The sequence below is a fragment of the Rhodoferax sp. WC2427 genome (assembly GCF_040822085.1).
Taxonomy (GTDB): domain Bacteria; phylum Pseudomonadota; class Gammaproteobacteria; order Burkholderiales; family Burkholderiaceae_C; genus Rhodoferax_B.
This window is the reverse complement of record NZ_CP162006.1, coordinates 3,492,781-3,506,898: the sequence shown is the minus strand read 5'-3', so window position 1 is coordinate 3,506,898 and position 14,118 is coordinate 3,492,781. Positions and strand designations below refer to the sequence as shown.

12 protein-coding genes are annotated in these 14,118 nt (G+C 62.6%); 11 read left to right on the top strand and 1 reads right to left on the bottom strand.

Going from position 1 to position 14,118, the window contains the following annotated elements; genetic code table 11:
* Positions 1-35 precede the first annotated feature (35 nt).
* Positions 36-524: a hypothetical protein gene (locus tag AB3G31_RS16420; RefSeq protein ID WP_367847151.1), complete on the bottom strand. Its 489-nt coding sequence runs from the start codon at positions 522-524 to the stop codon at positions 36-38.
* A gap of 143 nt (positions 525-667) precedes the next feature.
* Here AB3G31_RS16420 and AB3G31_RS16415 point away from each other — a divergent pair, with 143 nt between their 5' ends.
* The 11 genes from AB3G31_RS16415 to AB3G31_RS16365 all read left to right on the top strand — a co-directional run bounded on the left by AB3G31_RS16415 (position 668) and on the right by AB3G31_RS16365 (position 14,025).
* Positions 668-1,420, top strand: coding sequence for a 16S rRNA pseudouridine(516) synthase (locus tag AB3G31_RS16415; RefSeq protein WP_367847150.1), 753 nt, complete (start codon positions 668-670; stop codon positions 1,418-1,420).
* 74 nt (positions 1,421-1,494) lie between these two features.
* Positions 1,495-2,442, top strand: coding sequence for a YncE family protein (locus AB3G31_RS16410; RefSeq protein WP_367847149.1), 948 nt, complete (start codon positions 1,495-1,497; stop codon positions 2,440-2,442).
* Positions 2,443-2,455: 13 nt separating this feature from the next.
* On the top strand, positions 2,456-3,229 hold the full coding sequence (locus AB3G31_RS16405; RefSeq protein WP_367847148.1) for a polysaccharide deacetylase family protein: 774 nt from the start codon (positions 2,456-2,458) through the stop codon (positions 3,227-3,229).
* Between the two features lie 16 nt (positions 3,230-3,245).
* On the top strand, positions 3,246-4,211 hold the full coding sequence (locus AB3G31_RS16400; protein WP_367847147.1) for a sterol desaturase family protein: 966 nt from the start codon (positions 3,246-3,248) through the stop codon (positions 4,209-4,211).
* A 24-nt stretch (positions 4,212-4,235) separates the two neighbouring features.
* Positions 4,236-5,132: an EI24 domain-containing protein gene (locus AB3G31_RS16395; protein WP_367847146.1), complete on the top strand. Its 897-nt coding sequence runs from the start codon at positions 4,236-4,238 to the stop codon at positions 5,130-5,132.
* Positions 5,098-5,937, top strand: coding sequence for a competence/damage-inducible protein A (locus AB3G31_RS16390; protein WP_367847145.1), 840 nt, complete (start codon positions 5,098-5,100; stop codon positions 5,935-5,937). Before AB3G31_RS16395 ends, AB3G31_RS16390 begins: the two co-directional genes overlap by 35 nt.
* A 225-nt stretch (positions 5,938-6,162) precedes the next feature.
* Positions 6,163-7,578 (top strand): type I glutamate--ammonia ligase, encoded by a 1,416-nt coding sequence (gene glnA / locus AB3G31_RS16385; protein WP_367847144.1) that lies wholly within the window; start codon positions 6,163-6,165, stop codon positions 7,576-7,578.
* Between the two features lie 213 nt (positions 7,579-7,791).
* Entirely contained in the window at positions 7,792-8,289 is a 498-nt protein-coding gene (locus AB3G31_RS16380) for a hypothetical protein (RefSeq protein WP_367847143.1), read from the top strand.
* A gap of 11 nt (positions 8,290-8,300) precedes the next feature.
* Entirely contained in the window at positions 8,301-9,374 is a 1,074-nt protein-coding gene (gene glnL / locus AB3G31_RS16375; RefSeq protein WP_367847142.1) for a nitrogen regulation protein NR(II), read from the top strand.
* Between the two features lie 38 nt (positions 9,375-9,412).
* A complete protein-coding gene (ntrC, locus tag AB3G31_RS16370; protein WP_367847141.1) occupies positions 9,413-10,954 on the top strand; it encodes a nitrogen regulation protein NR(I) in 1,542 nt (513 codons plus the stop codon).
* Positions 10,955-11,385: 431 nt separating this feature from the next.
* On the top strand, positions 11,386-14,025 hold the full coding sequence (locus tag AB3G31_RS16365) for a putative bifunctional diguanylate cyclase/phosphodiesterase (RefSeq protein WP_367847140.1): 2,640 nt from the start codon (positions 11,386-11,388) through the stop codon (positions 14,023-14,025).
* Positions 14,026-14,118 lie beyond the last annotated feature (93 nt).

Sequence of the window (14,118 nt, the reverse complement as noted above, 5' to 3'; positions counted from 1 at the left end):
GCTGGCTTAGGCCAGACTTAAGCCCAAGCCGGTGGTCAGTGGCGGAATTCTTTCAGGTCCAGCCGGATGTCGTAGTGGCTATCGGTACAGGTAATCAGTGCGTCACAGCAGGTGGTTTCCCCTGCGTGTCCTTCGTGGGTCAGGCGACGCTGGAAGCGGCTGCCATCACCACTCGACAAAAACCCTACGCGCGCACCGTGGATTCGGATTTCCACCGGTTTCCAGAATTCGGCGTCGGTGCCTCCGGTGTGCAATTGGGCGACCACCTGGGTACCTGCCGGGCTGATCGGGGTGCCGTCGGCCACCAGCTTCAGGGCGGCCTGGTAGCGGTGGCTGTCGGCCGCACCCATTTGAAACAGGCCCAGCGAGGGCCATTTGTATATTGGCTGGCTGGCCGAATTGCCGTTGTATAGCTGTGGCGACGCGGCCATCTGGTAATCGCCGTTGCGGTGCTGGGGCCGCACGGTACGCCACAGCATGAAAGCGGCGGCAAAAACAAACAGGGTGGTAAATAGTTCGCGCATGGAGGACTCCGGTAGAGCCACGTTTGTAGTCGCATACGCTACCTGCCCGTGTGAATTGCTTCACGCTTTATGCTCCATATTGTGGACATATCGTATCCATCTGTTACGCGGGGGGGCTGCGCTGCGTTTGCGATACTCGGGAGATGCAGCTTCAAGACATTCTTTATTCGCAGGGCTTTGGCACCCGCCGTGTGTGCGCCGGCCTCGTCCAACAAGGCCTGGTGGAGGTTTACCCAGAAAATTCGGCGCTTGTGCCCGTGCTGTGTACAGAGTCAGCTATGGATTTTGATCCAGATGGCCTGCGTTTTCGGGTGCAGGGCGTGGACTGGCCCTACCACCGCCAGGCCTATGTGCTGCTGAACAAGCCGACGGGCACCGAGTGTTCGCAAAAGCCGTCCACCTACCCCAGCATCTATACGCTGCTGCCGTCGCCCTTGCGGCTGCGGCCTCAAAAAGGCGCGCTGCAAGGCGTGCAGGCCGTGGGGCGGTTGGACCAGGACACCACCGGCCTGCTGCTGCTCAGCGACGACGGCCAGTTCATCCACCGCATGACCTCGCCCAAAAAGCATGTGCCCAAGGTGTACGAGGTGACCACCAAGCACCCGCTGGACGAGCAGCAGGTGGCCAAGCTGCTGGCTGGCGTGGTGCTGGACGACGACCCCAAGCCGGTCCGTGCTGCTGCGTGCGAGGCCGTTGACAGCCACCATCTGCGCCTGACGCTGACCGAAGGCAAATACCACCAAGTCAAACGCATGCTGGCCGCGGTAAGCAACCGGGTGGAAGGACTGCACCGTTCGCAAATGGGCCGGTTTGCCCTGCCCGCCGACCTGCTGCCTGGGCAGTGGCGCTGGCTTAGCGCGGAGGATCTGGCGCAGCTGTCGGCGTTGTCGGTCTAGCCCGGCGGCTACACTCGCGGGTTGTCTGTTATGGGTAGTGTCTTGTGAAGTTGTTTGTCCGAAGTGTTGCCTTCTTGGCCTCTGTTCTTGTTGTTGCCGTAGCCGCCCAGGCCCAATCCACCCCGATTTTTGTACTTAACTCGCTGGACGCGAGCGTGAGCGTGATCGACCCCGGGAGCTGGAGCGAAACCAAGCGCATCCCCACCGGCAAAGAGCCGCACCACATGTACCTCAGCCCTGATGAGAAGTCGCTGCTGATTGCCAACGCGTTGTCCGACACGTTGACCTTCATCGACCCCAGGACGGCAGAAATCCAGCGCGTCGTAAGCGGCGTGCTGGACCCCTACCAGCTGCGCTTCTCGCCCAATATGAAGTGGTTTGTGACGGCGGCAAACCGCCTCAACCACATCGACATCTACCGCTGGGATGGCAAAGACATGGTCTTGGCCAAGCGCGTGGCTACCGGCAAAACGCCCAGCCATCTGTGGATCGACAGCAAAAGCACCACCATTTACTCCACCATGCAAGACAGCGACGAGCTGATCGCGGTGGACCTGGCGACCCAAACCATCAAATGGCGTACCCCCACTGGCGCCATGCCCGCCGATGTGTATGGCACGGCTGACGACAAAACCCTGCTGGTCGGCCTGACGGGCGGGGAGGGCGTGGAGGTCTACGACGTGTCTGGCAAGGCTCCCGTGCGGACCAAGGTGATTGCGACCGGCAAGGGTTCGCACGCGTTCCGGGCAGCGGGCGACAAGCGCCATGTATTCGTGAGCAACCGGGTGGCCTACACCATCAGCAAGATCGACCTGCAAACCCTGGAGTCGGTAGCCACGTACCCCGCACCCGGTGGGCCGGACTGCATGGATGTGTCGGCCGACGGCAAGCTGCTGATGGTGACATCGCGCTGGGCCCGCAAGCTCACGGTGATCGACCTCGAGTCGAAGCAAGTGGTGCGTCAAATCAATGTTGGAAGGTCTCCCCATGGTGTCTGGACGCTGGACCACGCAGCACGCTAAATGTGCAATTGCTATGGTATTAATAGCTGCTTGTGCTGATTCCATAAGCTCTAGCGGCCAAAAACCTTGTGATAAACCGGTTTACCTGACATTTGACACCGGCCATATGGGCATCGCCCCTCTGGTGGCCGAAGTGCTGATGCGCCAGCAGGTCCAGGTCACCTTCTTTGGCGCCCAGGAGCGCACGCAAGAGGGCGATGGCAGCCTGGGCGAACACTGGGCACCCTGGTGGAAGGCCCGCGCCGCTGAGGGCCATGCCTTCGCCTCGCACACGTTTGACCACGTCTACTGGAAGGCGGACGTGCCGGGCACACCGGTGCAGTTTCGCGTCAAGCCCTCCGCCGGGCCGGACACCGACCGCGAATTTACCTGGACTGCGGCCCAGTACTGCGAAGAAATCCGCCACGCCAGCCAGCGCATGCAGGCCCTGACCGGCCAGGCCCCGCTGCCGCTGTTTCGCGCGCCTGGCGGCAAGACCTCGCCCGCACTGCTGGCGGCGGCCCAGTCCTGCGGCTATGCGCACGTGGGCTGGGTCCCGGCTGGCTTTCTGGGCGACGAACTGTCCAGCGAGCGTGCCAGCAACCCGGCGCTGCTGGCCCAGGCCCTGCGCGGCATTCGCAGCGGCGACATTTTGCTGGCCCACCTGGGCATCTGGTCGCGCAAAGACCCGTGGGCCCCTGCGGTGCTGGAGCCCCTGATCGTCGGCCTGAAAGATCGCGGCTTTTGCTTCCGCACCCTGCGCGAGCACCCTGCCTACACGGCGTGGATCGCCGCCCACCCTTCATAACCGCCCGCTGACCCCCATGGATTTTCTGAGCAACCTGTTTTCTGACGCGCAGCAGTGGCTGTTTGAAGCGGCTGTCCAGCCCATCGTGTTTGGCCTGGGCTTTGGCGGATGGGTGGAGCAAGCCTTTACCGCCACGGGTTGGCTGCTGGTCGGTCTGCTGCAACTGCTGGTGCTGGTGGCCGTGCTGGGGCCTTTGCAGCGTTGGCGGCCTGTGGAGCCGGTGCGCGACCGGGCGGTGGTGCGCATTGACATCATTTACACGCTATTGCACCGACTGGGCGTCTTCCGGCTGCTGCTGTTTTTCACCCTCGACCCGCTGATGGATGGCCTGTTCGGCGATCTGCGGGTAGCGGGCATAGCCACTTTCCATCTGGATGCCCTGTGGCCCGGCGTGACCGACCAACCGGTGTTCAGTTTTGCGCTGTATTTGGTGGCCTTTGACCTGCTGGGCTACTGGGTGCACCGCTGCCAGCACCAGTTTGCCTGGTGGTGGAGCCTGCATGCCCTGCACCACTCGCAGCGGCAGATGACCCTATGGAGCGACAACCGCAACCACCTGCTCGACAGCGTGATCGGAGACGTCATCTTCGCCGTGGCGGCCCAGTTGGTCGGGGTAGCCCCGGGCCAGTTTATTGCCATCGTGGCCTGTACCCAGCTCAGCGAAAGCCTGCAGCACGCCAATCTACGGCTCTGGTTTGGCCAGGTCGGCGAGCGTCTGTGGGTTAGCCCGCGCTTCCACCGGCGGCACCACAGCATCGGCATTGGCCACGAGTCCGCGGGCAAAAATACCCTGGGTGGGCATAATTTCGGCGTGCTCCTGCCCTGGTGGGACATGCTGTTTGGCACCGCCAATTTTGAGTTGCGCTACGACCCCACCGGCATCCGCGACCAACTGGCCGAGGAGGGTGCGCATGACTACGGCCAGGGTTTCTGGCAGCAGCAGTGGCTGGGTCTGCGGCGGTTGTGGACCGTATTGCGTTAATGCGATCCGGGTATCCTTAGCCCCATGAAACTGCTTTTGGACTCTTTTTGGCGTGCTGCAGCGTACTGCATGCACCACCGCGTGATTGCGCTCTCGTTCCTGCCTCTGCTGCTCATGGTGGCCCTGTCCCTGGGTGTAGGGTACTTTTACTGGGAACCGGCACTGGACATGGTGCGCGGCATGCTGGACGCGTCCGTTTGGGTGGGCCGCATGTGGACCTGGCTGGAAAGCGCGGGCGTGGGCCAGCTCAAGGTGGCGTTGGCACCCTTGCTGGTGATCTTCGCCGTCACACCGTTCATCGTGGTGTTGTCGCTGCTGGCGGTGGCCCTGATGATGACCCCGGCGCTGGTGGCGTTGGTGGCCGAGCGCCGTTTTCCCCAGTTGGAAAAAAAGAAGGGCGGTACCTTTATTGGCGGGCTGTTCTGGTCGCTGGGCTCCATTCTGCTGGCCCTGGTGGCGATCGTGGTGTCGATTCCCCTGTGGCTGGTGCCGCCGCTGATCCTGGTGCTGCCGCCATTGATCTGGGGCTGGTTGACCTACCGCGTCATGTCTTACGACGCTTTGGCCCTGCATGCCAGCAAGGAAGAGCGCCGTGAGATCTACCGCCGCCACCGTATCACCCTGATGGGCATGGGCGTGTTGACGGGCTACCTGGGGGCAGCACCCAGTCTGGTATGGGCTTCTGGGGCCTTGTTTGCCGCCGCTTTCGTGGTGCTGGTGCCTCTGGCCATCTGGATCTACACCCTGGTATTTGCCTTTTCGTCGCTCTGGTTCGCCCATTACGTGTTGGCCGCTCTGGAAACCCTGCGGGCCGAGACTGCCGCGCCCGTCGTCCCGGCACCTGCACCGCTGGAAATTCTGGAACCTGTTCAACCAAAACCCCCCTATGACGCTGGATCTACCTACCTTCCGCCCCCTTGAGTCCGCGCCCACTTTTGGGCTGGTGATCGTCGGCGACGAAATCTTGTCGGGCAAACGCGCCGACAAACACCTGCCCAAAGTGATCGAACTATTGGCCGCACGCGGCTTGCAGCTCAGCTACGCCGATTACGTGGGCGACGACCCGGCGCGCATCACCAGCACCTTGCAGCGGGCGTTTGCCTCGGGCGATGTGGTGTTTTCCACCGGTGGCATCGGTGCCACGCCTGACGACCACACCCGCCAGTGCGCCGCCCGTGCCCTGGGCCTGCCGCTGGCGTTGCACCCGCAGGCCGAGGCCCTGATCCGCGAACGCATGCAGGACACCGCCCGCGACCAGGGCCTGCCCTACGAACCCACGCACCCGGACAACATCCACCGCCTGAACATGGGCGTGTTTCCGCAGGGCGCGCAAATCATTCCTAACCCCTACAACAAGATCCCTGGCTTCAGCATGGGCCATGTGCACTTTGTGCCCGGTTTTCCGGTGATGGCCTGGCCGATGGTGGCCTGGGTGCTCGACCAATACTACCGGCCCTGGTTCCAGCAGGCGGCCTGGATCGAGAAGTCGGTGATCGTGTTTGGCGCCATGGAGGCTACGCTGACGCCATTGATGGAGGCGCTGGAGCGCCAGTTCGACGGGGTCAAGGTGTTCAGCCTGCCCAGCGTGGACCACCCTGAATACGGCCGCCATATCGAACTGGGGGTGAAGGGCACACCGGAACTGGTGGCCCACGCCTACCCGGCATTGCTGGCGGGTCTGCATGGTTTCGATGCCAAACTAGGCCCCGAACTGGTGCGTAGTTGACTGCACTATTTTGGTGCCATACGTGGCGCTCTTTATTGGTGCAATCTGGGGCGCCCCAATGCCGTGGTCGCAGCTTTCTGGCGCAAAATGCGGTGGCGTAAAGTAGCAAGCGTGCACACGGTTACAAATTGTGCGTTTGGCGCGCGATGGCACAAAAACTGCATTGCCTGATGTGCTGAAAATCTGTAGTCCTACCTAAACCCAAACCCTACCAGGAGATTCTTGATGGCAAAGACCGTCGCTGACGTGATGAAGATGGTGAAAGAGAACGAAGTCAAGTTTGTTGACTTCCGCTTCACCGATACCCGTGGCAAAGAGCACCACGTGACCGTGCCGGTGTCCCATTTCGACGAAGACAAGTTCACTTCGGGCCACGCGTTCGACGGTTCTTCTATCGCCGGCTGGAAGGGAATTGAGGCTTCGGACATGCAACTCATGCCCGACGCCAACACCGCCAACATCGACCCGTTCTTCGAAGAAACGACGATGATCCTGACCTGTGACGTGATCGACCCCGCCGACGGCAAGCCCTACGAGCGCGATCCCCGTTCGCTGGCCAAGCGCGCCGAAGCCTACATGAAGGCCTCTGGTCTGGGCGACACAGCCTACTTCGGACCTGAGCCGGAATTCTTCGTTTTCGACAGCGTGCGTTGGGCCAACGACATGTCGGGCTGCTTCTTCAAGATCGACTCCGAAGAAGCCTCCTGGAACACCGGCAAGGAATACGAACACGGCAACTCCGGCCACCGTCCTTCCGTCAAGGGCGGCTACTTCCCCGTGCCACCCGTGGACAGCTTCCAGGACATGCGCTCCGAGATGTGCCTGGTGCTCGAATCCCTGGGCATCCCGGTCGAAGTGCACCACCACGAAGTGGCCAACGCCGGCCAAATGGAACTGGGCACCAAGTTCAGCACGCTGATCGAGCGCGCCGACTGGGTTCAGCTGCAAAAGTACGTGATCCAGAACGTTGCGCACTCCTACGGCAAAACCGCCACTTTCATGCCCAAGCCCATCGTGGGTGACAACGGCTCCGGCATGCACGTGCACCAGTCGGTCTGGAAAGATGGCAAGAACCTGTTTGCTGGCGACAGCTATGCCGGTTTGAGCGAATACGCCCTGTACTACATCGGCGGCATCATCAAGCACGCCCGTGCCCTGAACGCCATCACCAACCCCGGTACCAACAGCTACAAGCGCCTGGTACCTGGCTACGAAGCCCCGGTGAAGCTGGCGTACTCGGCCAAGAACCGCTCGGCCTCGATCCGTATTCCTTTCGTGGCCAACCCCAAGGGCCGCCGCGTAGAAGCACGTTTCCCCGATCCACTGATGAACCCTTACCTCGGCTTTGCAGCCCTGTTGATGGCCGGTCTGGACGGCGTGGAAAACAAGATCCATCCTGGCGAAGCTGCCACCAAGGATCTGTACCATCTGCCTCCCGAGGAAGACAAGCTGATCCCTACCGTCTGCCACAGCCTGGACCAAGCGCTCGAATGCCTGGACAAAGACCGTGCGTTCCTGACCAAGGGCGGCGTGTTCACCGACGCGTACATTGACGCGTACATCGAACTGAAGATGACCGAAGTGACCCGCATGCGCATGGCCACCCACCCGGTCGAATTCGACATGTACTACTCGCTCTAAGAGCAGGCCTTCGGAGGCGCAACTTATTGCGACATCCAGGCTCTCAAAAGGACGGCGCAAGCCGTCCTTTTTTCGTTAATGTGGAATAACGTTCGTGGCCCGGAGTGCTCTGCACCCGCGTTCATGAAAGTTAGGGCCCGTGGCCCCCGATAAACAGAGTACCGTTGCGTATTTCTCCCCAGTTCAAGCCCGGCAGGGCTTTACCTTTTACGCATGAAACACTTTTTTGGTCTGATTTTGGTATGTGGATCGGCAGCCGTTTGGGCGCAGGACACGGCTGTCTACCGCTGCGGCAACGAATACACCAATGCGGTCAGGGACGCCAAAGATGCCAAGGCCCGTGGTTGCAAACTGGTCGAGGGCGGCAACGTCACCATCATCCACAGCAATCCACCGGGTACTGCGTCTGCGCCGGTGCGCGCGCCAACGCCCAACACCCCGCGCAACGACGGTGCCGAGCAGCGCGCCCGCGATTCTGATGCCCGCATGATCCTGGAGTCCGAGCTGAAAAGAGCCGAAGCCCGCCAGTCCGAACTGCTCAAGGAATACAACGGTGGCGAGCCCGACAAACAAGGCGGCGAGGCCCGCAACTACCAAAAATACCTGGACCGTGTGGCCGAGCTGAAAGCCAGCATCGCCCGCAACGACGCCGACATCGCAGGCCTGCGGCGCGAATTGTCGCGCCTGCCCCCACCCCGTAACCCTCCCTGAAAAGCCCTGGTTTGACACTCCCCACCCACCCCTACATCGCGCGCTTTCACGCGTTTGATCTGCTGGCCACCCTGGTGGCGGTGCTGGCCAGCGACGGCGCGGTGCTGTTTGCCAATGCGGCCCTGGAAGACGCGCTGGGCACCTCGCGCCGCACCATCGAGGGCTCGCACTTTCCCGACTGCTTCACCGAGCCACACATCCTGCAAAACGCGCTGGAAGGTGCTGGCAGCAACGAATTTGCCGCGCTGCGCTACGACGCCTGGCTCAAGCGCTTGAACCACGAGCCGGTGCCGGTGCATGTGATCCTGGCGCAGACCGAGCGCCCCGGCGAGATCATCATTGAACTGCTGCCGCAGGAGCAGCAGGCCAAGCAAGACCGCGAAGAGCGCCTGATCGACCAGGCGCAGGCCAACAAGGAACTGATCCGCAACCTGGCCCACGAGATCAAGAACCCGCTGGGCGGCATCCGTGGGGCAGCGCAGTTGCTGGAGATGGAGATCGAGTCGCGCGAGCTGATCGAATACACCCAGGTCATCATCCACGAGGCCGACCGGCTGCAAAGCCTGGTCGACCGCCTGCTGGCCCCGCACAGACGCCCGCACGTGGTGGGCGACGTGAATATCCACGAAATTTGCGAACGCGTGCGCTCCCTGATCCTGGCCGAGTTTCCGCGCGGGCTGCGCATCGAGCGCGAGTACGACGTGTCTATCCCCGAGTTTCGCGGCGACCGCGAACAGCTCATCCAGGCGGTGCTCAACGTGGCCCATAACGCCACCCAGGCCCTGGCCGAACGCATTGCCGAGGGCGATGCCGAAATCACATTCCGCAGCCGGATTGCGCGCCAGGTCACATTTGGAAAGCAGCGTTACCGATTGGCACTGGAATTGCATGTCATCGATAACGGCCCGGGGGTTCCCGAGTCGATCAAGGACCGCATTTTTTATCCGCTGGTGTCGGGCAGGGAAGGTGGGTCCGGGCTGGGGCTGACGTTGGCGCAAACCTTTGTTCAGCAACACCACGGCTTGATCGAATGTGACAGTGTCCCGGGCCGCACGGATTTCAAATTACTCATACCCCTGCCTTGACCAAAACCAAGGCATCCTGACCCGAGGTGACCCCCACTATGAAGCCGATCTGGATAGTAGACGACGACCAATCCATCCGCTTTGTTCTGGAGAAAGCGCTGCTGCGCGAAGACCTGCCGACCCGCAGCTTTACCAATCCGCGCGACGTGCTGACTGCGCTGGAATCCGCCACCGACGAAGACGGCCCGCAAATCCTGGTCAGCGACATCCGCATGCCCGGCGGCTCCGGCCTGGACCTGCTGGAGAAGGTCAAGCTCATGCACCCCGGCCTGCCGGTGATCATCATGACCGCCTTCTCCGACCTGGACAGCGCCGTGTCGGCCTTCCAGGGCGGCGCGTTCGAGTACCTGCCCAAGCCGTTTGACCTGCCCAAGGCGGTGGAACTGATCCGCCGCGCGGTGGAAGAGAGCCAGCGCGAAGAAGTGGCCGAAGAACGCATGGCCGCCGCCCCGGAAATGCTGGGCCAGGCCCCGGCCATGCAGGACGTGTTCCGCGCGATTGGCCGCCTCAGCCAGAGCAACGTCACGGTGATGATCACCGGCGAGTCCGGCTCCGGCAAAGAGCTGGTAGCCCGTGCATTGCACAAGCACTCACCGCGCGCCAATGGGCCCTTTGTAGCTATCAATACTGCAGCAATCCCGAAAGACCTGCTGGAGAGCGAGTTGTTTGGCCACGAGCGCGGGGCCTTTACCGGTGCGCAAACCATGCGCCGTGGCCGCTTTGAGCAGGCCGATGGCGGCACGCTGTTTCTGGACGAAATCGGCGACATGCCGTTCGATCTGCAAACCCGGCTGTTGCGGGTGCTGAGCGACGGGCATTTCTACCGCGTCGGTGGCCACAACGCCGTCAAAGCCCAGGTGCGCGTGATTGCCGCTACCCACCAGGATCTGGAGCAACGCGTGCGCGATGGCGTGTTCCGCGAAGATTTGTTCCACCGCCTGAACGTCATCCGCCTGCGCCTGCCCGCGCTGCGCGAGCGGGTGGAAGACGTGCCCATGCTGACCCGGCACTTTTTGCAGCAAAGCGCCAAGCAGCTCGGCGTGGAGCCCAAGCGCATTTCCGACGCGGCGCTGGCGCAGATTGCGCTGTTCCCGTTTCCTGGCAACGTGCGCCAGCTGGAAAACCTGTGCCACTGGCTCACCGTGATGGCCCCGGCCCAGACCATCGAGCCCAAAGACCTTCCGCCCGATGTGCTGGGTGTCACCGTGCCGCCCTCCAGTCTGGGCCACACCACGGCAACCCGCCTCGTTGGCGTGCCGCTGGTCCCTGCGGACACCGGTCCCGAGGTGGATGCCGACCCCGCCTTCCCGCCTGGTGCCGAGCCCTTGCGGCCCGCAGATGCCCACGCCCATGCCCCGACGGCACAGAGCGGCTGGGAGCTCGGCCTGGAGGCTGAGGCGTTGGAGCTGCTGGCCAACGACCGGCACGACGTGTGGGACGTGCTATCGCGCCGGTTCGAGTCCAAACTCATCCTCACCGCTCTGCATAACACCCGGGGTCGCCGCATCGAGGCGGCGCAAAAACTCGGCATTGGCCGCAACACCATCACCCGCAAGATCCAGGAGCTGGGTCTGGAGTAGGGCGGCACCCTGGTGATTTAGGGCCATTTTGGCCGCTTGTGCAGACGGGGTGGGCGTAAGCAGCTATTTAATAGATAGTGTCCCTGGCGGACGCTGTGGCGGGGCATGAGCCCTGCCCGGCGGACTGGGATCCACAATATCGATGAAGAATTTTGGGTATCGCTGGCGTGGGGTGCGCCAGGATTTCTTGTCAAAAGTGGCGTCTGGGCATCTGCTCCGCGCGTAGGCAGCTACTTTTTTGCGAGTGCCTGCACCAGTTTGCACATCTTCAATCTTCTCAGCTGGAAAACTAAAGCATACTAAAGTCGGCCTCATTTGTAACAATGTGCCTCTTGGTGGTGTGCCTCTGCGCGCCTTTGTGGGTGGCTGCTGCGTTGTCCTGATCGCGCGTGGGCAGTTCAGCATGTGCTTTCGGTGAGGAGACGGTTTTCATGGTTGTATATCTTGCCCAGGATGTGGCTTGGATGTTGGTGCTGGGTGTGGTGCAGTGTTTGCACGTGCGTTTGTGGCACGACCAGCGCCGGGCAGGCCAGGTGGCCACGGGCCTCCTGTTTGGCATGGTGTGTGTGCTGGGCATGGCCGAGCCCTACGTACCGCTGCCGGGTATCGCCGTGTCCGGTGGCTCGGTGGTCATGGGCATTCTGGGGCTGTTCGGCGGTCTTTTGTCGGCCTGCGTGGCGGTTGTGGTGGTGGCGGTGTACCACCTTTGGCGTGGCTCGCCCCACATGGTGATGGTGTTTGCGGCCTTACTGGTCAGCGTAGGCCTGGGCTTGGTGTACCGCCGCGCGGTGGTCCGACGCCGGGCGCAGGTGGATGTGCCGTCGCTGCTGGTGTTTGGCGTGGTGTTACAGCTGTGCCAGATCGGGTTTTTAGCCCTGTCGCCGCTGGAGCCACGGGCCATCGCGTCGATCGCTACCGCGCTGATTCTGGTATTCACCCCGGCCACCTTGTTGCTGGCCTTGGTGCTGCAGGAGGGGCAGCGCCGCGACGCGCTGGATGTGGCGCTGCGCGAGTCCGAGACGCGCTTTCGCACCCTGATCAAGGATATCCCGGGGGTTTCGGTGCAGGCCTACGCGCCGGACGGCACCACCCGCTACTGGAACAAGGCTTCCGAGCGTCTGTACGGCTTTACGGCCGAGGAAGCCATTGGCCGCAATTTGCGCGACCTGATCATTCCGCCGCCCATGCGCGAAGGCGTGCGCCAGGCGATGGAGCACATGTTTGCCACCCGCGAGGCTATTCCCGCAGGCGAGTTGGTGCTGCAGCACAAGGACGGCAGCGGCGTGCCCGTGTTCTCCAGCCATGCGTTTGTGCAGGCACCGGGGCGACCGCCGGAAATGTTTTGTGTGGACATCGACTTGTCGCTCCGTTACCGTGTGGAGGCCGAACTGGCCATTGCCGCCACTGCGTTTGAAGCCCAGGAGGGGGTGGTGGTCACCGACCCCGAGCAGCGCATTCTGCGCGTCAACAAAGCCTTCACCCAAAGCCTGGGCTACAGCGATGCCGAGGCCCTGGGAAAGACACTGGCGCTGCTCAAGTCCGACCGTGACACCGACGTGTATTTCGTCGGCATCCAGCAGGCGCTGCGGCGCACGGGCAAATGGGCCGGTGAAATCTGGAGTCGCCGCAAAAACGGTGAGGTGTTTCCGCAGTGGGTCAACATCAATGCGGTGTACGACGCGGCGGGCGAGGTCAGCTATTTTGTGGCCACGCTGTCCGACATCACTCTGCGCAAAGCCGCAGAGGACCAGATTCGCCAGCTGGCGTTTTTCGACCCCCTGACCGAGCTACCCAACCGGCGCCTGCTGATGGACCGGCTGCAGCGTGCGCTGAGTTCCAGCGACCGCAACAAGCGCACCGGGGCGCTGCTGTTCATCGATCTGGACAACTTCAAGACCCTCAATGACACCCGGGGCCACGACAAGGGCGATCTGCTGCTGCGCCAGGCGGCCCAGCGCCTGTCGGCCTGCATCCGCGACTGCGACACCGTGGCCCGGCTCGGCGGCGACGAATTTCTGGTGGTGCTGGAAAACCTGGACAGCTCGGCAGCGGCGGCGGCAGCCGACGTACGCGCCGTGGGCGAGAAGATCGTCACCGCGCTGAACCAGCCCTACCAGCTCGGCGATTTTGATTTCAACAGTACGGCCAGCGTAGGGGTGGCGCTGTACAGCGGCCTGAGTCTGTCCATGGACGAGTTGCTCAAGCAGGCCGACTTGGCCATGTACCAGGCCAAAGCGGCCGGGCGCAATGGCCTGCGGTTTTTCGATCCCGCCATGCAGGCGGTGGTCAACGCCCGGGCCGCCCTGGAGTCCGATCTGCGCCTGGCTATCAGCCAGCGGCAATTTGACTTGTATTACCAACCCCAGGTGGACGGACAGGGCCGCATTACCGGCGCCGAGGCACTGCTGCGCTGGCCGCACCCGGTGCGCGGGATGGTGTCCCCGGCCAGCTTCATTCCCTTGGCCGAGGAAACCGGCCACATCTTGCCGCTAGGCCACTGGGTGCTGGAGACGGCCTGCAAGCAACTGGTGCAGTGGTCCCAGCAGCCGCAGATGGAGCCCCTGGTGCTGGCGGTCAACGTCAGCGCCCGGCAGTTTCGCGAACCCACTTTCGTCGGCGGCGTGCTGGCCCTGCTGGCCGCCACCGGGGCCAACCCGAAGCGCCTCAAGCTGGAGCTCACCGAGAGCATGCTGATCGACAACCTGGAAGAGATGGTCGGCAAGATGGCCGCCCTGCAGGCCCAGGGCATTGGCTTGTCGCTGGACGACTTTGGTACCGGCTATTCGTCGCTGTCATACCTCAAACGTCTGCCGCTGGACCAGCTCAAGATCGATCAGTCGTTTGTGCGCGACGTGCTCAACGATCCCAGCGATGCCGCCATCGCCCGCACCGTCGTGGCCCTGGCCCAAAACCTGGGCCTGGGCGTGATGGCCGAAGGCGTGGAGACCTTGGCACAAAAAGAGTTTCTTGCCCAGTGTGGCTGCCATGCCTACCAGGGCTTCCTGTTCAGCCGGGCCTTGCCCGCGGCGCAGTTTGTGGAGTTTGTGCAGCGCTCCGAGGCGACGGCTTAGGGTGTGCAAAATATCTTGGCCCTCACCGCCGGGTGTGGGGGGGCTTTCGCCTTCGCGGTGGTCGCCCGTCGCGCCGCTTCCATCCCACTATAT

Bases quoted from the DNA above. Each gene is read 5' to 3' on its own strand.
- AB3G31_RS16395 (WP_367847146.1), top strand. From the start codon at position 4,236: ATGAAACTGCTTTTGGACTCTTTTTGGCGTGCTGCAGCGTACTGCATG.
- AB3G31_RS16400 (WP_367847147.1), top strand. From the start codon at position 3,246: ATGGATTTTCTGAGCAACCTGTTTTCTGACGCGCAGCAGTGGCTGTTT.
- AB3G31_RS16390 (WP_367847145.1), top strand. From the start codon at position 5,098: ATGACGCTGGATCTACCTACCTTCCGCCCCCTTGAGTCCGCGCCCACT.
- AB3G31_RS16365 (WP_367847140.1), top strand. From the start codon at position 11,386: ATGGTTGTATATCTTGCCCAGGATGTGGCTTGGATGTTGGTGCTGGGT.
- AB3G31_RS16415 (WP_367847150.1), top strand. From the start codon at position 668: ATGCAGCTTCAAGACATTCTTTATTCGCAGGGCTTTGGCACCCGCCGT.
- AB3G31_RS16405 (WP_367847148.1), top strand. From the start codon at position 2,456: ATGGTATTAATAGCTGCTTGTGCTGATTCCATAAGCTCTAGCGGCCAA.
- AB3G31_RS16420 (WP_367847151.1), bottom strand. From the start codon at position 524: ATGCGCGAACTATTTACCACCCTGTTTGTTTTTGCCGCCGCTTTCATG.
- glnA (WP_367847144.1), top strand. From the start codon at position 6,163: ATGGCAAAGACCGTCGCTGACGTGATGAAGATGGTGAAAGAGAACGAA.
- AB3G31_RS16380 (WP_367847143.1), top strand. From the start codon at position 7,792: ATGAAACACTTTTTTGGTCTGATTTTGGTATGTGGATCGGCAGCCGTT.
- ntrC (WP_367847141.1), top strand. From the start codon at position 9,413: ATGAAGCCGATCTGGATAGTAGACGACGACCAATCCATCCGCTTTGTT.